The sequence below is a fragment of the Xanthomonas sp. NCPPB 3959 genome (assembly GCF_056675575.1).
Window position 1 is genome coordinate 167,363 of the sequence record NZ_JBWWVR010000008.1, and the last position, 15,615, is coordinate 182,977.

At 65.1% G+C, this 15,615-nt stretch carries 17 protein-coding genes; 13 read left to right on the top strand and 4 right to left on the bottom strand.

What is annotated here, in order from left to right:
- The first annotated feature begins 55 nt into the window (after positions 1-55).
- The gene (locus AC1KVG_RS11400) at positions 56-736 is read left to right on the top strand and encodes a carbonic anhydrase (protein WP_006450301.1); all 681 of its coding nucleotides are present in this window, start codon (positions 56-58) and stop codon (positions 734-736) included.
- Positions 737-747: 11 nt separating this feature from the next.
- Positions 748-2,316, top strand: coding sequence for a SulP family inorganic anion transporter (locus AC1KVG_RS11405; RefSeq protein WP_023903595.1), 1,569 nt, complete (start codon positions 748-750; stop codon positions 2,314-2,316).
- Between the two features lie 242 nt (positions 2,317-2,558).
- Here AC1KVG_RS11405 and nth read toward each other — a convergent pair whose 3' ends face one another.
- Genes nth through AC1KVG_RS11420 form a run of 3 tightly spaced genes read right to left on the bottom strand, consistent with a single transcriptional unit; the run spans position 2,559 to position 4,439 of the window.
- On the bottom strand, positions 2,559-3,269 hold the full coding sequence (gene nth, locus AC1KVG_RS11410) for an endonuclease III (RefSeq protein WP_176341016.1): 711 nt from the start codon (positions 3,267-3,269) through the stop codon (positions 2,559-2,561).
- Positions 3,266-3,646 carry a hypothetical protein gene (locus AC1KVG_RS11415; protein WP_481094472.1) on the bottom strand — a complete coding sequence of 127 codons (381 nt, stop codon included), beginning with the start codon at positions 3,644-3,646 and terminating at the stop codon, positions 3,266-3,268. Before AC1KVG_RS11415 ends, nth begins: the two co-directional genes overlap by 4 nt.
- A gap of 10 nt (positions 3,647-3,656) precedes the next feature.
- Positions 3,657-4,439: an enoyl-CoA hydratase-related protein gene (locus tag AC1KVG_RS11420; RefSeq protein WP_481094473.1), complete on the bottom strand. Its 783-nt coding sequence runs from the start codon at positions 4,437-4,439 to the stop codon at positions 3,657-3,659.
- Between the two features lie 163 nt (positions 4,440-4,602).
- Between AC1KVG_RS11420 and AC1KVG_RS11425 the strand changes: the two genes are divergently transcribed.
- From AC1KVG_RS11425 to AC1KVG_RS11440, 4 genes are all read left to right on the top strand, one after another.
- Positions 4,603-5,301 carry an FKBP-type peptidyl-prolyl cis-trans isomerase N-terminal domain-containing protein gene (locus AC1KVG_RS11425; RefSeq protein ID WP_006450296.1) on the top strand — a complete coding sequence of 233 codons (699 nt, stop codon included), beginning with the start codon at positions 4,603-4,605 and terminating at the stop codon, positions 5,299-5,301.
- Positions 5,302-5,426: 125 nt separating this feature from the next.
- On the top strand, positions 5,427-6,224 hold the full coding sequence (locus AC1KVG_RS11430) for a CoA pyrophosphatase (protein ID WP_268211929.1): 798 nt from the start codon (positions 5,427-5,429) through the stop codon (positions 6,222-6,224).
- Positions 6,221-7,093 carry a sulfurtransferase gene (locus AC1KVG_RS11435; RefSeq protein WP_481094474.1) on the top strand — a complete coding sequence of 291 codons (873 nt, stop codon included), beginning with the start codon at positions 6,221-6,223 and terminating at the stop codon, positions 7,091-7,093. The genes AC1KVG_RS11430 and AC1KVG_RS11435 overlap by 4 nt, the downstream gene beginning before the upstream one ends.
- Positions 7,094-7,185: 92 nt before the next feature.
- The gene (locus AC1KVG_RS11440; RefSeq protein WP_481094475.1) at positions 7,186-8,139 is read left to right on the top strand and encodes a DUF1684 domain-containing protein; all 954 of its coding nucleotides are present in this window, start codon (positions 7,186-7,188) and stop codon (positions 8,137-8,139) included.
- Between the two features lie 9 nt (positions 8,140-8,148).
- Here the strand turns inward: AC1KVG_RS11440 and AC1KVG_RS11445 are convergent, their stop codons facing one another.
- On the bottom strand, positions 8,149-8,724 hold the full coding sequence (locus AC1KVG_RS11445) for an N-acetylmuramoyl-L-alanine amidase (RefSeq protein WP_481094476.1): 576 nt from the start codon (positions 8,722-8,724) through the stop codon (positions 8,149-8,151).
- Between the two features lie 23 nt (positions 8,725-8,747).
- On the opposite strand from AC1KVG_RS11445, the gene AC1KVG_RS11450 reads away from it, so the two are divergent.
- From AC1KVG_RS11450 to rlmKL, 7 genes are all read left to right on the top strand, one after another.
- The gene (locus AC1KVG_RS11450; protein ID WP_481094477.1) at positions 8,748-9,239 is read left to right on the top strand and encodes an MOSC domain-containing protein; all 492 of its coding nucleotides are present in this window, start codon (positions 8,748-8,750) and stop codon (positions 9,237-9,239) included.
- A complete protein-coding gene (locus AC1KVG_RS11455) occupies positions 9,236-9,763 on the top strand; it encodes a hypothetical protein (protein ID WP_481094478.1) in 528 nt (175 codons plus the stop codon). The genes AC1KVG_RS11450 and AC1KVG_RS11455 overlap by 4 nt, the downstream gene beginning before the upstream one ends.
- 40 nt (positions 9,764-9,803) lie before the next feature.
- Positions 9,804-10,310: a GNAT family N-acetyltransferase gene (locus tag AC1KVG_RS11460; RefSeq protein WP_481094479.1), complete on the top strand. Its 507-nt coding sequence runs from the start codon at positions 9,804-9,806 to the stop codon at positions 10,308-10,310.
- Positions 10,311-10,455: 145 nt separating this feature from the next.
- Positions 10,456-11,412 carry an SAM-dependent methyltransferase gene (locus tag AC1KVG_RS11465; RefSeq protein ID WP_481094520.1) on the top strand — a complete coding sequence of 319 codons (957 nt, stop codon included), beginning with the start codon at positions 10,456-10,458 and terminating at the stop codon, positions 11,410-11,412.
- Positions 11,413-11,594: 182 nt separating this feature from the next.
- On the top strand, positions 11,595-13,208 hold the full coding sequence (locus AC1KVG_RS11470; RefSeq protein ID WP_481094480.1) for an ABC-F family ATP-binding cassette domain-containing protein: 1,614 nt from the start codon (positions 11,595-11,597) through the stop codon (positions 13,206-13,208).
- The gene (locus AC1KVG_RS11475) at positions 13,187-13,378 is read left to right on the top strand and encodes a hypothetical protein (protein ID WP_481094481.1); all 192 of its coding nucleotides are present in this window, start codon (positions 13,187-13,189) and stop codon (positions 13,376-13,378) included. Before AC1KVG_RS11470 ends, AC1KVG_RS11475 begins: the two co-directional genes overlap by 22 nt.
- A complete protein-coding gene (rlmKL, locus tag AC1KVG_RS11480; RefSeq protein WP_481094482.1) occupies positions 13,375-15,510 on the top strand; it encodes a bifunctional 23S rRNA (guanine(2069)-N(7))-methyltransferase RlmK/23S rRNA (guanine(2445)-N(2))-methyltransferase RlmL in 2,136 nt (711 codons plus the stop codon). The genes AC1KVG_RS11475 and rlmKL overlap by 4 nt, the downstream gene beginning before the upstream one ends.
- Positions 15,511-15,615 lie beyond the last annotated feature (105 nt).

The window sequence follows — 15,615 nt, forward strand, 5'->3', positions numbered from 1 at the left end:
TTGCACTTCGCGGTTTGCGCCGTGGATTGCCATCCGTTGCCTAGAGGTATCTCCCATGCAAAGCTTGCTAGATGGTTTTCGTCATTTCCGTAAGGAAGTGTATCCGCGCCAGAGTGCGCGCTTTCAGGAATTGGCCGGTGGCCAGAGTCCGCACACGTTGTTCATTACGTGCGCCGATTCGCGCGTCATGCCGGAGCTGATCTTCTCCGCCCAACCTGGCGAATTGTTCGTCTATCGCAACATCGGCAACGTCGTGCCGCCTTACTCGCAACACGTCAGCGGCGTTGTCGCTGCGATCGAGTACGCCATCGCCGTGCTGGGTGTGCGTCATATCGTGATCTGCGGCCATACCGATTGCGGCGCCATGAAGGCGGTGCTCAAGCCGGAATCGCTGGAAGATGTGCCGTCCGTGGCGGCGTGGCTCAAGCACACCGATTCGGCGCGCCATGTCACCGCCCATCATGGCCACGATCCGCACAGTCAGGATGCGCTGGACTGCATGACCGAAGAGAACGTGGTCTCGCAGCTGGACCATCTGCGGACGCAGCCGGTAGTTGCGGCACGTCTGGCCGCTGGCACCTTGCGTATCCACGGCTGGATCTATGACATCGCCCATGGCGAGATCCGTGCCTTCGATGCCGAGAAGGGTGGCTTCCGTCCGTTGTTGGCGGAAAACACCCCCGAAGCCACCCCACGTCCGCGACTGCAGCAAGTCGTGCGCGCTGAACTGGCCTGACGGAGCACATCATGAACACATCAGGTATCGGCGGATATTTCCGTCAGGGACTGTTCGGGCGTGATTTATTGGCGTCTGTCGTTGTCTTCCTCGTCGCGCTCCCGTTGTGTATGGGCATCGCGATCGCATCCGGCATGCCGCCGGCCGCAGGTCTGATCACCGGCATCATCGGTGGTCTGGTCGTTGGCTTTGTGGCGGGTTCTCCGTTGCAGGTGAGTGGGCCTGCCGCCGGCCTGGCTGTGTTGGTGTTCGAACTGGTCCGGGAGCACGGCATCGCCGCGCTCGGGCCGGTGATCTTGTTGGCCGGTGCGATTCAGTTGGTCGCCGGTCTGTGCCGTGCAGGCGTGTGGTTCCGCATGACATCGCCGGCCGTGGTGGCCGGCATGTTGTCCGGTATCGGCATCCTGATCGTGGCCTCGCAGGCGCATGTGTTGATGGATGCCGCACCCAAGGCGCGCGGTCTGGAGAACTTCGCTGCACTGCCGGCCGTGGTGTGGCAGGCGATCAGCGAAGGCACCGGCCGCACCGCCTTGTTCGTGGGTCTGGCCACCATCGGCATTATCCTGGCGTGGGACAAGCTGCGTCCGCAGCGTCTGCGGTTCCTGCCGGGTGCGTTGATCGCGGTGGTGGCGGTCACGGCTGCAGTGCAGTTGCAGGGTTTGAACGTCGCCAAGGTCGATGTACCGACCAACCTGTTCTCTGCGATCAGCATCCCCAGCATCTCGGACATCTTCGGCGTGTTCAACGCGACCTTGCTGGTGTCTGCGGTGACGTTTGCCTTCATCGCCAGCGCAGAAACCTTGCTGTCGGCGGCAGCGGTGGATCGCATGCATCAGGGCGCACGCACCAACTACGACCGTGAACTGGCGGCGCAGGGCGTGGGCAATATGTTGTGCGGCTTCCTCGGCGCATTGCCGATGACCGGCGTGATCGTGCGCAGTGCGGCCAATGTGCAGGCCGGTGCAGCCACGCGCATGTCCACGGTGCTGCATGGCGGCTGGTTGCTGGTGTTCGCGATGCTGCTGCCGTGGCTGTTGCGGATGACGCCGGTGGCCTGTCTGGCCGGCATCCTGGTCTACACGGGCGTGAAGATGATCAAGATCGGTCAGGTCAAGGAGCTGGCGACCTATGGTCGTGGCACCGCGGCGATCTATCTGGCCACCACCTTCGCGATCGTGGCCACCGACCTGCTGACCGGTGTGTTGATCGGCTTTGGTCTGTCGCTGTTCCGTCTGGCCCTGCATTCTTCGCGCCTGAAGGTGGACGTGCGTGAGCACGAGCACAAGAAGGACGAGATGCATCTGACGCTGCAGGGTTCGGCAACGTTCCTGAAGGTGCCGGCGATGGCGCGTACGCTGGAAAGCGTGCCGCCCAATACCGCACTGCATCTGGACGTGGCCAAGCTGCACCATGTCGACCACGCCTGCATCGAGTTGCTGCGCGACTGGAGCCGGAATGCGGCCTCGCGCGGCTGCGAGTTGGTGGTGGACTGGAACGAGCTGGATCGACGCGTGGAAGGTCAGCCAACGGTGGAAAGCGTGTTGGTCGAACAGCGCGTCGAACAAGCCAAGGCGGCGTAAACCTGCTGCAAACCGCCCGGCGTTCGCGCCGGGTGACCCCTGTCGTGGCCGGATGATGCATGGCGCCGTAAGACGCATCATCCGGTCGCGATTTTTTTTGGCCGGGATTCGGGATTTGGGATTGGAGATTCGTAAAAAGCCTGGGTTTGCGTTGCCGATACGATGCAACTGGTGCGACTGGGCGCTGCGCAGTCGTCGATGGTCTTGCTAGATCGTCTCAGCCACGTTTGAGTGGGAGCGCGTCAGCTGCGCAAAGGTGCTGGCCGCTCGGCAGACGCCACGGTCTTGTCGCGATAGCGGCACAGGTCGTGGATCACACAGCCCGGGCAATCCGGTTTGCGTGCCTTGCAGACGTAGCGGCCATGCAGGATGAGCCAGTGATGCGCGTCGTGCAGAAACTCTGCAGGAATGACCTTCACCAGCTTGTCTTCGACCACGCGCACGTCCTTGCCCGGCGCAAGTCCGGTGCGATTGGCTACGCGGAAGATATGCGTGTCCACCGCCATGGTGGGCTCGCCGAATGCGGTATTGAGCACCACGTTGGCAGTCTTGCGGCCGACGCCGGGTAATGCTTCCAGCGCCGCGCGATCATGCGGGACTTCGCCAGCGTATTGCTCGAGCAAAATACGACAGGTAGCAATGACGTTCTTGGCCTTGGCGTTGAACAGACCGATGGTGGCGATGTAGCGCTTCAGGCCTTCTTCGCCGAGATCGAGAATGTCGCGCGGCGTATTGGCAACCGGATACAGCTTGCGGGTGGCCTTGTTGACGCCGACATCGGTGGCTTGCGCCGAAAGCAGCACGGCGATCAGCAACTCGAACGGGGTGGTGTATTCCAGCTCGGTGGTCGGGTGCGGGTTGAGTTCGCGCAGGCGCTCGAACATTTCCTGCACTTCGGGCTTGCGCATGATGCTGCCGCGACGTGCCGGCGGGGTGGGGCGGATCGCGTTCATGGCTGTGTTCCACCTGCGGCCTTGGCCTTGGCGCGCGCCAGGATGGCGGCGGCCAACGGCGGCAATGCGGCAGCGACGGGTTGGCTGGGTGCTGGTGCGGGCGTGCGGCGAGCATCGCGTTCGGCAGCGCGGCGTTGCAGGCGCGCGGCGCGTGCGCGGTAGCGTTCGCGAGCGGCCCAGGCGTCACGCAGGCGCTGTTGTGCGGCGAGCAATACCACGCGCACCTGCGGGCAGGCCGCATCCAGCAGGTCGTCGCGTGGATCGGGCAGGTACTCCATCAGGCCGAGCGCCAGCGCGCCGTCGAGATCGTCGGCTTGCACGCAGTCGAATAGTTGCAGCGGCAGGGGACGTGATACCGGTATGGGGTCAGACGTCATGGCGAATCGATCAACGATTGAGAAAGTGTGCGGGGCGTTTTTCGAGAAAGGCGCGGGTGCCTTCGCGCATGTCGTCGCTGGCGAACAACAGCGCAAATTGTGCGGTTTCCAGCTGTAAACCTTCTTCGATCGCGCATTCGCCGCCGAACACCACCGCATCCAGAATGCCGCGCAATGCGAGCGGTGCAGCAGCGGCCAGGCGCTGTGCCAAGGCGAGTGTTTCTTCCTGCAGCGCCTCCGGCTCGACCACGCGGTTGAGCAGGCCCAGCTGCAATGCGCGCACTGCATCGATCGGCTGGCCGAGCAGACACAGTTCAAGCGCAGCAGCACGACCGGTCAGGCGCAACAGCCGCTGGGTGCCGCCGAAGCCGGGGATCAGGCCGAGATTGATTTCCGGCTGTCCCAGGCGCGCGGTGGCTGCGGCAATGCGTAGATGGCAGGCCATGGCCAGCTCCAGTCCGCCGCCCAACGCAAATCCATTGATCATCGCGATCACCGGCTTGGGCATGCATTCGATCCGGCGCATCAGCTGCTGGCCAAGCAGCGAGAACTCGCGCCCCTGCATCGCCGACAGATCACGCATTTCGGCGATATCCGCGCCGGCTACGAAGGCTTTCTGGCCCGCGCCGGTGAGAACCACCACGCGCACGTCATCGGCGCTGGCGGCATCCTGGAACGCCTGATCCAGCGCCCGCATCGTGTCCTGGTTCAAGGCGTTCAGTTTGTCCGGTCGATTGACCGTGATCGTCCGTACACTGGCGTGGTCGGCGATCAGAATGACGTGATTGGACATGGAAATCCTTACGAACGTAAAAAATTAGTAAATACGGAACTTCCGAAAGCCTTGCTGGTCATAGCTTTCGTGATAAGTAGCGGTTCGGTATCGCGGCCGCTATCCTAGCGCGTCATCTCAGGCGGCAGACCCGTCCTGTGCCACCACCCTGGAGAATTGTTTGATGAAGTTGCGTTCTATCGCGGTCGCTGTGGCGGCCCTGGCCCTGACGGGCAATGCACTGGCCCAGGACACAACGTCCGAGAAAGGCAAGTTGAGCTACTACTTCGGCTATGACTACGGCAACAACCTTGCCGAGCTCACCGGTCGCGGCGAGCAGCTCGACATCAATGCGGTGGTGAAGGGTCTGCAAGACGCCTATGCCAAGAAGCAGCCGTCGATCACTGCCGATCAGCTGAAGCCGGCCGTCGAGGCGTTCCAGAAGCGTGAGCAGGGCCGTGCCCAGCAGGCCAAGGCCGAGTACGACAAGGCTGCCGCTGCCAACAAGACCAAGAGCGACCAGTTCCTGGCCAAGAACAAGGGCACCGCTGGCGTGCAGACGCTGCCGAGCGGCGTGCAGTACCGCGTGATCGAAGCCGGCAAGGGCGCCAAGCCGACCCAGGCCAGCACAGTGCAGCTGGAAGTGGCCGGTCCGTTCCCCTTCGGCGATCGCGAGAAGGCACGTCCGGCGCAGCAGATTCCGGCCATCAAGGTCAGCGAAGTCGAGATGCAGGCCATGCGCGATACGCTGCTGCAGATGCCGGCTGGCTCCAAGTGGGAAGTGACCCTGCCGCCGGAGAAGGCCTACGGTGCCGACCCGCGTACGCCGTTCCCGCCGAACGTGGCCGTGCAGTTCGAGATCAAGCTGGTCAGCGTCAAGTAATTGCGTTTGATGTTGCTGTGACAACGCCGGCCACCAGGCCGGCGTTGTCGTTTGGGTTCACCGGACATGCGCGAGCGCAAAAGTCGGTTGGAGGTCTTGACGATGCGGGGCGGCAGGAGCGAGCGATGACCGACAAGGATGCGAACGGCGGCAGTCTGCCCAGCCCATGTATCGGTGTATGTTCGTTGGACGCGCAGTCGCACTGTGTCGGCTGCCTGCGCAGCCTGGATGAAATTGCACGCTGGATGAGCATGAGCGACGCCGAACGCCAGACATATCTGCAGACGGTTCTGCCTGCGCGCGCATTGGCGGCGCGGCTGCCCGAATGCGCGCAGCTGCAGCGTGCGTTGTATCCGCTGGACACCGCGCCCGATGGGCCGGGTTGGAACCATGCCGAATTGATCGATCTGACCGAAGGCGGCGCCTCTGCCGAAGCGGCGGTATTGTGCGGTCTGATTCCACGCGAGCACGGCAGCATGGTGCTGTTGACCCGACGCACCGACAGCCTGCGCCATCACGCCGGGCAGGTCAGTTTTCCCGGTGGGCGGATCGAGCCTTCCGATGCCGATGCGGCGGCTGCGGCGCTGCGCGAGAGTTGCGAAGAGATCGCGCTCGGCGCGGATCAAGTGCATGCATTGGGTTATCTAGATCCGTTTTTGACCGTGAGCGGGTTTCGCGTGACCCCGGTGGTTGCGGTGATCGACCCGGCGTTTGTGGCGGTGCCGCAGCCGGACGAAGTGGCCGATGTGTTTGAAGTGCCGTTGGCGTATCTGATGGACCCGGACAATCTGCGCAGCGTAGAGCTGGAGTTCCGCGGCCGGCCACGCCGTGTGCTCGAGTACGATTGGCCGGGCCAGCGTATCTGGGGCGCCACCGCTGCCATTCTTCTCAATCTTCGTCGTCGCCTGGAGCAGGTTGCATGAGTGTTGATCCCGACTGGACCACGCTGGTCGATAGCGTCACCTTGGCGGCCGTGTTGCACCATCCACAGCTACGGCTGCTGGACGCCCGCGCCGCGCCGCCGACTGCGCCGGACCCCGATGCAGCGCGCAACGCCTATGCGCAGGGACATTTGCCGGGCGCACATTACGCCGATCTCAATGACGATCTGGCCGATCTGTCGCGGCCTGGTCAGGGCCGGCATCCGCTGCCGCACAGCGCGGCCTTCGCCAAGCGGCTGGGCGAATGGGGCATCGATCCGGACAGTCAGGTCGTGGTCTACGACGCTGCCGACGGCAGCATGGCCGCCGCGCGTGCGTGGTGGATGCTGCGCTTGATGGGGCATCGTCGCGTGGCGGTACTGGATGGCGGATTGGCCGCGTGGCGCGCTGCCGGATTGCCGGAAAGTACCGAGCCGCCTGCATTGCACGCTGGCGCGGCGTATCCGGGCAGTTTCGACAACGCTGCGGTGGTCGAGGCCGAGCAACTTCTGGCGCGTCTGGATCAGGCGCCGGGATGGCTGCTGGATGCGCGTGCCGGCGAGCGTTTTCGCGGCGAGGTGGAGCCGGTCGATCCGGTGGCCGGGCATGTGCCTGGTGCGGTGAGCCGCCCATTGGGTGTGAGCCTGCGCGATGGCCGTTTCAAGCCGGCAAACGAATTACGTGCGGAGCTGTCTGCGCTGCTGGGTGCAACTCCACCCGAGCACGCGGTGGTGATGTGCGGATCGGGCGTGACTGCCTGCCATTTGCTGCTGGCATTGGAAGTAGCCGGTCTGTCTGGCGCGCGTGTCTACGCCGGCTCGTGGAGCGGCTGGTTGCAGGACTCGGCACGTCCGGTCGCGACCACTGCCTGACCGATTGCAGGCACAATAGCGACAGGAACGGTGACCTGTGGGGACGCAGGTTCGCTGCGCGGAGCGCAGTTTCTCGCAGTGTTGGGTGACTCATGCGGTTGCAGTTACAGATTGGCGCACTCTGCGTCGCGGCGTGGTCGATGGCTGCATGCTCGGCGGGGTCGACCACTGGCGTCAACGATGCGCGTCTGGCCGGTCGTGGACAAGGCGATGAGCAGGCGGTGTATCAGGTTGCGCTTGAACGTGCGCGTGCACAGCGTTTGACGCGGTTGCGGGCCCCCGACGGTTGGTTGAGCTACACCGGCTCCGGTCGCGTGCGTGCTGGCCAGTATCGGGTGGGCAGCGATCCGCAGAGCGACATCGTGTTGCCGGCCGGTCCAGCGCAGTTGGGGCAGCTGACGCTGGACACCGATGGCCGTGTGCACTTTGAAGCGGCAGCCGGTGCGCCGGTGACCTTGAACGGGCAGCGCATCGATCGCGTCATGTTGGAACCGGAGCGGGCAGGGCAGCGTGGCGATCGCCTCGACGTGGAGGGCCGGCAGTTCTTTCTGGTGCAGACCGGCAGTTTGTTCGGCTGGCGTTTTCGCGATCCGGCTGCGCCGGCGCTGACCCAAGTCGATGGGCTGGACTATTTCCCAACCGATCCGCGGTGGCGCCTCCAGGCGCGCTGGGAGGCTTATTCCACGCCACACACGACCACCTTGTTGACCTCGATCGGCACCCCGCTCACGGTCGATATACCGGGCGAGGCGGTGTTTTCGCGCCATGGCCACGAGTACCGCTTGCAGGCGCTGGCGCAGGAGGGCGGGGAGGGGCTGTTTTTCCTGTTCGCCGATCGCACCAGCGGCAAGGAAAGTTATGGCGGCGCGCGTTATCTCTACACCGAGGCTCCACGCGACGGCCGCATCGTGCTGGACTTCAATCTGGCCGAAAATCCGCCCTGCGCGTTGACGCCTCACGTGGTCTGCCCGATCGCGCCACCGGAAAATCGGCTGGATGTCGCAGTGAATGCAGGCGAGAAAACCTATCGCGCGCCGGAGCGCTGAGCGCCGCGCTTAGCGGGGTGCGTGCGACCACGTCACGGCCGCTTCGATGCGCGGCCATGGAAACATGGGGCCGGGGTCGAGCTTGCGTTGGATCTTGCGCGACGGATCGTCGCTGGCCGCCTCCTGGGTGGTGTCCAGTGCCTGATGACCAGCGATGCGGCTGATCGATGGCAGCTGCTGTTGCAGCCATTGCAGCAGGGTGATCAGCGCGACGATCTGCGCGTTGGGATAGGGCTCGGTCATGACCTGATGACGCGAGTCCAGCCAATGCGGATAGCGGCCTGTGTTGACCAATTCGATGCCCAGCGTATGCGGGTTATGGCCGCGCACATGATGTGCCACGCGCTCGAGCGCCACGTATTGCTGGATGCTGCCGTTGCGGTCGATGTAGTAATGGCCGCTGTTGCCGGTGCCGCTGTCGTAGAGCACGCGCTCGCCGTATTCGCGCGCCATCGCCATGTCGGGCAATTCGGTGCAGTGGATGACCACCATGTCGATCTGTGTGAGCGCGCGTCGCGCCAGCCGGGATTCGTAGGACAACGGCGCGTAGGTGATCGGCGGAGACGGCAGGACGGCATCGGACATGAAGCGGATGCTAGCATTCGACGATGGCTTTGAATCCCGACAGCCCTTTGGGCAAATTGATGGCAACGCTGCCGCAGACCGGCCAGGTGACCTGGATCGGCGTGCGCCCGGCGCGCGATGTGGCCATGCTGGAGGTAGACGCGGCGCAGGCCACCACCGGCATTGGCCTGGTGGGCGACCGCTATAAAGGCGGCAGCGGCAAGCGTGGGCTGACCTTGATCCAGGCCGAGCATCTGCCGGTGATCGCCGCCCTGGCCGGTCACGCGTCAATCGCGCCAGCTACGTTGCGGCGCAATCTGGTGGTGTCCGGTATCCCGCTGATCGCCTTGAAAGGGCGGCGCTTTCGTATCGGCGAGGTCGAGCTGGAAGGCACCGATCCCTGCGACCCGTGCTCGCGCATGGAAGATGCGCTGGGCGCGGGCGGCTACAACGCGATGCGCGGGCATGGCGGGCTGTGCGCGCGCATCCTGCGTGGCGGCGTGCTGCGCATCGGCGATACGGTGCAGGCGCTATGAGCCGCGGGCATTGCATTCTGTCGCACGGGTTCGAAAGTGGCCCCGACGCACTGAAAGTCACCGCACTGGCCGACGTCGCCGAGCAGTTGGGCTGGACCCACGAGCGCCCGGATTACACCGATCTGGACGCGTGCCGCGAGGTGAGCTCGCTCGGTGATGTGCAAGGCCGGTTGCAGCGTCTGCTGCAGATCGCGCGTGCGGCGTCCGACAAGGGGCCGCTGGTGTTGGTCGGCTCCAGCCTGGGCTCGTATATCGCTGCCCAGGTGTCGTTGCAGGTGCCAACGCGCGGGCTGTTTTTGATGGTGCCGCCGACCAGGATGGGCCCGTTGCCGGCGCTGGATGCGGCGGCCGTGCCGATTTCGATCGTGCATGCCTGGCGCGATGAATTGATTCCTGCTGCCGATGTGATCGCCTGGGCGCAGGCGCGCAATGCGCGCTTGTTGCTGGTCGACGACGAACATCGGCTGGCGGCGCATGTGGACGCGTCGGCGCGTGCATTTGCCGAACTGTTGCAGAGTCTGTGATGCGTCCGCACCTGATTGCGTGCTGCGTGCGGAGTTGCCGATGGATGTGTTGATCCGCGAAGCGAGCGACGGCGATGCCGCCGCGATCGAACTGCTGACGATGGTGGCGTTCATGCGCTCCGACCACAGCCGCCATGACGAGCAACACGTGATTTCCGCGTTGCGCAACGACGGCGCGCTGGCGTTGTCGTTGGTGGCCGACCACGACGGCTATGTGGTCGGGCATCTGGCGGTATCGTCGGTGTCGTTGTCGGACGACTCGCCTGGCTGGTACGCGCTGGGTCCGCTGGCGATCGGGCCGGGGCATCAGCGCCAGGGCCTGGGCACGCGCCTGGTGCAATCTGCACTGGCGAACTTGCGCGAGCGCGGTGCAGCCGGTTGTCTGGCACTGGGCGAGCCGGCATTTTTTAAGCGTCTGGGGTTTGCGGTGGAGCCGGGCCTGGTGTTGCCCGACGTCCCGGTGTCCGAGCTGCAGGCGCTGGCTTTCGGCGATCGGTTGCTGCCGCTGGCCGATGTGTCTTATCACCCGGCCTTCGGGCTGGGTTGAGTCGAGCCTATATCGACCCGTTGCCGAGATCTGCGCCAGTGCAGTTCGCTCGGCGGCATCTTCCATCGCTATCGAGACGCCAGGACGCCGGCAGGGATCGCAGCATTGCGAGAGCTGCAATGGCGCTCTCCTGTCGAGGTGGAAGATGCAACGCGATGATGAAGACCTGGGTCAGGCCGCGCATGCGGGCCGACTGATTTCCCACGGTGGCGATCACCAGGACGATGCCGCAGTGTTGGCATCGATCAAATTGCGTCTGCGCCAGACCGGCGATCGATCCGATGCGGTGGTTCAACGTTTGATCGGTCTGGTCGATGCGCTCTGGTCGATCGAGTTCGGTCGGTTTCTGCTCAGAAATCGTGGGCTGAATGCCTATTGGACCCATCAGATGGTGACGTATCGCTCTGATGCACAGCCAAACGATTCGATGTCGGCGATGGAACGGCATATCTTCGAGAAGGCGCCTGCGGCGCTGGCTACCCGCGAACGGTTCGGCATCTTCAGGCAGCAGCTGCAGGGGCTGCTGCGGCCAGGCATGACGCTGGCATCGGTGCCCTGTGGATGGATGGGGGAGCTGTTGATGCTGGACTACCGGGAGTGCCCGGACGTGCGCCTGATCGGCATCGATCTGGATCCTCAGGCCTTGGAAGGAGCACTCCAACTCGCACGGCAGCATGGGCTGGAGGGGCAGCTTTCGCTGCGTCTTGAGGACGCATGGACACCCGGCCCTGGCGATGAGGTGGATGTGCTGACGAGCAATGGTCTGAATATCTACGAGCCGGACGACGGGCGCGTGATCGCGCTGTATCGCGCCTTTTTCGATCGACTGACGCCAGGTGGCGTGCTGGTCGCAAGTTTTCTGACTCCGCCGCCAAGCATCTCTGCCGAGTCGCCGTGGAAGTTGGAGAACATCGACGCGGAGGCGCTGACCCTGCAGAACCAGATATTCGCCGAGATCGTACAAGCGCGCTGGGCCTCGTTCCGGACCCATGCACACACCCGTCTGCAGCTGGAAAGCGCCGGGTTTACCGCTATCCGGTTTATCGACGACGCCGCCAGCATATTTCCGACGGTGATTGCGCAGAAGCCATTAGGCCGCTGAGTCGGCAACATCGCGAACTGCCCGGGGTTCCGTTTGCAGGGCGCGCTGACTTAAACTCTGCCGCGTTGTCCACTGTTTGAGGATGGTCCAATGCGCCATTGATGCCGCCGTCGTGATGACGGCCTTACCCGCTGCTGGTCCGGTTGGATCGGCGCGTGTGCTGGCATGCAATGGAGACACGTATGACCTGTTCGTCGCTGACGCTGGAGAGCGTTGCGTATCTGCTGCCAGATGGCAGCCCGCTGTTTTCTGATCTGACGATTCACATCGATCAGCGCCCCACCGGCCTGGTCGGGCGCAATGGCGTGGGCAAGAGTGTGCTTGGGCGGCTGTTGGCCGGTGAGTTGCTGCCCAGTGCCGGGCGCTGCGTGCGCAGCGGCAGCGTGCATTACCTGCCGCAGCGGGTGAGCGTTGCGCCTGGACAAACCATTGCCGAGTTGGCGGGCATCGCGCCGCTGCTGGACGCGCTGGACAGGATCGCTGCTGGCAGCGTGGCGCCAGCCGATTTCGACCTGGTTGGCGAGCGCTGGAGCGCGCATGCGCAATTTGCCGCAGAACTGGAGCGACAAGGCTTGGGCGGGCGCGATCCCTATGCACCGGCGGCGCAACTCAGCGGCGGCGAAGCGATACGCGTGGCGTTGGCCGGTGCGTTTCTGACCCAGCCGGACCTGTTGATTCTGGATGAGCCCAGCAATCATCTGGATGGCCCGCAACGCCAGCGGCTGATGGATCAGCTGCTGGCGTGGAGCGGTGGCCTGGTGGTGATCAGCCATGACCGCAGCTTGCTCGACGCGATGCAGCGCATCCTGGAACTGTTGCCGCACGGGCTGCGCAGTTATGGCGGCAATTACGCGTTCTATGCCCGGCAACGCGCGCTGGAACGGCAGGCGGCCAGCGATCTGCTGGCCGAGCGCAAACACGCACGTACGCGCGGCGAGCAGGCGCTGCGCGAGCAGCAGCAGCGCCAGCAACAACGCCAGGCACGCGGCGCGCGTGCTGCCGGGCAGGCCAATCAAGCGGCGATCCTGCTCGGCGGGCAGAAGCAACGCAGCGAAAACAGCGCCGGGCGGCTGCAGCAGCAACGTCAGGCCGGACAGGCACGGCTGAGCGAGGCGGTGGTGCAGGCCGCAGCGCAGGTGGAGAGCGATACCGCGATCGCCGTGTTGGCGCCGGCATCGCCAGCCGGCGCATCGCGACGGTTGGCCATGCTGGAGCAGGTGGAACTGGCCGACGGGCGGCTGGGCGGGCGTCGGGTGGATCTGTTGTTGCATGGGCAGCCGCGGATTGGCCTGGTCGGCCCCAATGGCAGCGGCAAGTCCTCGTTGCTGCGGTTGTTGGCCGGGCACCTGCAGCCGAGCGCAGGGCATTGCGAGGTGCATGTGCCAGCGGCGTATCTGGATCAGGACCTGGGGCTGCTGGACCCGGCGCGCTCGGCCGCTGCGCAATTGCACGCTGCCAACCCGGGCACGCCAGCGCACGCACAGCGGCTGCGACTGGCGCTGCTGGGGCTGGACCAGACGCGTGCCGACCTGCCCACCGGCCAGCTCAGCGGCGGCCAGCGGCTCAAGGCGGCGCTGGCCTGCGCGCTGTACCGGGCGCAGCCGGCGCAACTGCTGTTGCTGGACGAGCCAACCAACCATCTGGATCTGGCCTCGGTGGAGGCGGTCGAAGCGCTGCTGCGCGGCTACAACGGTGCGCTGATCGTCGCCTCGCACGATGCTGCCTTCCTGCAGCGGCTGGGCCTGCGGCAGCGCCTGGATACCGCGCAGGCGCAGTGGCGGCTGGCGCCGTGGTGAACCGCGTGGCGGGCAATCCGGCCGCCGGGCTGGTAAAGCCGGCGCCGATGGCCGACCATTTGCGCCCCGCCCGCAGCGGCCACGGCATTGCCCTCCACGGCGCCGGCCCAGCGTCCTGCTCTCACGCTCGCCACGACGGCCAGCGTCTCCATCGATACCTGCCTACGTGAAATTCTTCGCATCCTGTGCCAAGGGCCTGGAATACCTGCTTGCCGACGAACTGCTGTCGCTCGGCGCCAGCAAGGCCACTGCCACCATCTCCGGCGTCAACGTCGAAGGCGACATGCGCGACGCGCAGCGCGCCGTCCTATGGTCGCGCCTGGCCAGCCGCGTGCTGTGGCCGTTGAACGAGTTCGATTGCCCGGACGAGGACGCGCTGTATGCCGGCGTTTCCGAGTTGCCATGGGACGAGCATCTGTCTGTCGGCCATACGCTGTCGGTGGATGCGCATGTCTCCGGCACTGCGATCACGCATGCCCGTTATGCGGCGCAGCGCATCAAGGACGCGGTGGTCGACACCATGCGCCGGCAGGGCCTGGAGCGCCCGTCGGTGGATCTGGAGAGCCCGGATCTGCGGTTGAACCTGTCGCTGCGCAAGGGCCGCGCCACCATCTCGGTGGATCTGGGTGGCGGCCCGCTGCATCGGCGCGGCTGGCGCATGGCGCAGAACGAAGCGCCGTTGAAGGAAAACCTGGCCGCGGCCGTGCTGCTGCGCGCCGGCTGGCCGCGCGCCTACGCCGAGGGCGGCGGCCTGCTGGATCCGATGTGCGGCAGCGGCACCTTGTTGATCGAAGGCGCGCTGATGGCCGCCGATGTCGCACCCGGCCTGCAACGCTATGGCAGCGATATTCCCAGCCGCTGGCGCGGCTTCGACCGCGAGGGCTGGCAACAGCTGGTGAGTGAAGCGCGCGAGCGCGACAGCCTCGGCCGCGCCGCGCTCAAGCAGGTGATCCACGGCAGCGACATGGACCCGCATGCGATCCGCGCGGCCAAGGAAAATGCGCAGGTGGCTGGTGTCGCCGAGGCGATCTGGTTCGGCGTGCGCGAGGTGGGCGATCTGCAGACCCCGCCGCAGGCCACCGGCGTGGTGGTGTGCAATCCGCCCTACGACGAGCGTCTGGCCGCCGATGCGGCGCTGTATCGCCGCCTGGGCGATACCTTGCAGCGCGCCGTGCCGCAATGGCGGGCCAGCCTGCTCTGCGGCAACGCCGAGCTGGCGTATGCCACCGGCCTGCGTGCGGGCAAGAAATACCAGCTGTTCAACGGCGCGATCGAGTGCGCGTTGATCGTCTGCGACCCGATCGCGGTGCCGCGGCGCACCCCGTTGGCCGCACCGACCGCGCTCAGCGAAGGCGCGCAGATGGTCGCAAACCGTTTGCGCAAGAATCTGCAGAAGTTCAAGAAGTGGCGCGCGCGCGAAGGCATCGAATGCTTCCGGGTCTATGACGCCGATCTGCCGGAATATTCCGCTGCCATCGACGTCTATCAGCAAGCCGATGGCGATCGCCGCGTATTTCTGCATGTGCAGGAATACGCCGCGCCGGCGACGATTCCGGAAGCCGATGTGCGCCGTCGTCTGGGCGAACTGCTGGCCGCCGCGCGCGAGGTGTTCGAGGTGCCGGGCGAGCGTGTTGCGCTCAAATCGCGCGAGCGTGGCAAGGGCGGCAGCAAGTACGGCCGCTTCGAGCAGCGCAATGAGGTCATCAATGTGCGCGAGCACGGCGCGCTGCTGCGGGTGAATCTGTTCGATTACCTGGATACCGGGTTGTTCCTGGACCATCGTCCGTTGCGCGGCACCATGGCCACGCAATCCAAGGGGCGGCGCTTCCTCAATCTGTTCTGCTACACCGGCGTGGCCAGTGTGCAGGCGGCAGTGGCCGGTGCGAGCTCCACCACCAGCGTGGATCTGTCCGGTACCTATCTGCAGTGGTGCGCCGACAACCTGGCCTTGAACGGCCAAGCCGGCAGCAAGCACAAGCTTGTGCAGGCCGACGCGCTGGCCTGGCTGGAAGCCGAGCGCGCGCATTTCGACGTGATCTTCTGCGACCCGCCGACCTTTTCAAATTCCGCACGCGCGGAAGACTTTGATATCCAGCGCGAGCATGTGCGGCTGTTGCGCGCGGCGGTGGCGCGTCTGGCGCCTGGCGGGGTGCTGTATTTCTCCAACAACTTCCGCCGCTTCAAGCTGGACGAGGAATTGGTGGCCGAGTTTGCGCAGTGCGAGGAAATCAGCCCGCGCACCATCGACCCGGATTTCGAACGGCATGCGCGGATCCATCGGGCGTGGCGGTTGACGGCGTGATGAAGTGGCCCGGTCGCGTCTGACCGGGCGGTGTGCGCATTGCGCGCCTGGTATCGCCGGCGGTTGGCTGGCTGCTGTGCGCCGCACCAGCGGCGGCGCTTGATC

Bases quoted from the DNA above. Each gene is read 5' to 3' on its own strand.
- AC1KVG_RS11400 (WP_006450301.1), top strand. From the start codon at position 56: ATGCAAAGCTTGCTAGATGGTTTTCGTCATTTCCGTAAGGAAGTGTAT.
- AC1KVG_RS11405 (WP_023903595.1), top strand. From the start codon at position 748: ATGAACACATCAGGTATCGGCGGATATTTCCGTCAGGGACTGTTCGGG.
- nth (WP_176341016.1), bottom strand. From the start codon at position 3,269: ATGAACGCGATCCGCCCCACCCCGCCGGCACGTCGCGGCAGCATCATG.
- AC1KVG_RS11415 (WP_481094472.1), bottom strand. From the start codon at position 3,646: ATGACGTCTGACCCCATACCGGTATCACGTCCCCTGCCGCTGCAACTA.
- AC1KVG_RS11420 (WP_481094473.1), bottom strand. From the start codon at position 4,439: ATGTCCAATCACGTCATTCTGATCGCCGACCACGCCAGTGTACGGACG.
- AC1KVG_RS11425 (WP_006450296.1), top strand. From the start codon at position 4,603: ATGAAGTTGCGTTCTATCGCGGTCGCTGTGGCGGCCCTGGCCCTGACG.
- AC1KVG_RS11430 (WP_268211929.1), top strand. From the start codon at position 5,427: ATGACCGACAAGGATGCGAACGGCGGCAGTCTGCCCAGCCCATGTATC.
- AC1KVG_RS11435 (WP_481094474.1), top strand. From the start codon at position 6,221: ATGAGTGTTGATCCCGACTGGACCACGCTGGTCGATAGCGTCACCTTG.
- AC1KVG_RS11440 (WP_481094475.1), top strand. From the start codon at position 7,186: ATGCGGTTGCAGTTACAGATTGGCGCACTCTGCGTCGCGGCGTGGTCG.
- AC1KVG_RS11445 (WP_481094476.1), bottom strand. From the start codon at position 8,724: ATGTCCGATGCCGTCCTGCCGTCTCCGCCGATCACCTACGCGCCGTTG.
- AC1KVG_RS11450 (WP_481094477.1), top strand. From the start codon at position 8,748: ATGGCTTTGAATCCCGACAGCCCTTTGGGCAAATTGATGGCAACGCTG.
- AC1KVG_RS11455 (WP_481094478.1), top strand. From the start codon at position 9,236: ATGAGCCGCGGGCATTGCATTCTGTCGCACGGGTTCGAAAGTGGCCCC.
- AC1KVG_RS11460 (WP_481094479.1), top strand. From the start codon at position 9,804: ATGGATGTGTTGATCCGCGAAGCGAGCGACGGCGATGCCGCCGCGATC.
- AC1KVG_RS11465 (WP_481094520.1), top strand. From the start codon at position 10,456: ATGCAACGCGATGATGAAGACCTGGGTCAGGCCGCGCATGCGGGCCGA.
- AC1KVG_RS11470 (WP_481094480.1), top strand. From the start codon at position 11,595: ATGACCTGTTCGTCGCTGACGCTGGAGAGCGTTGCGTATCTGCTGCCA.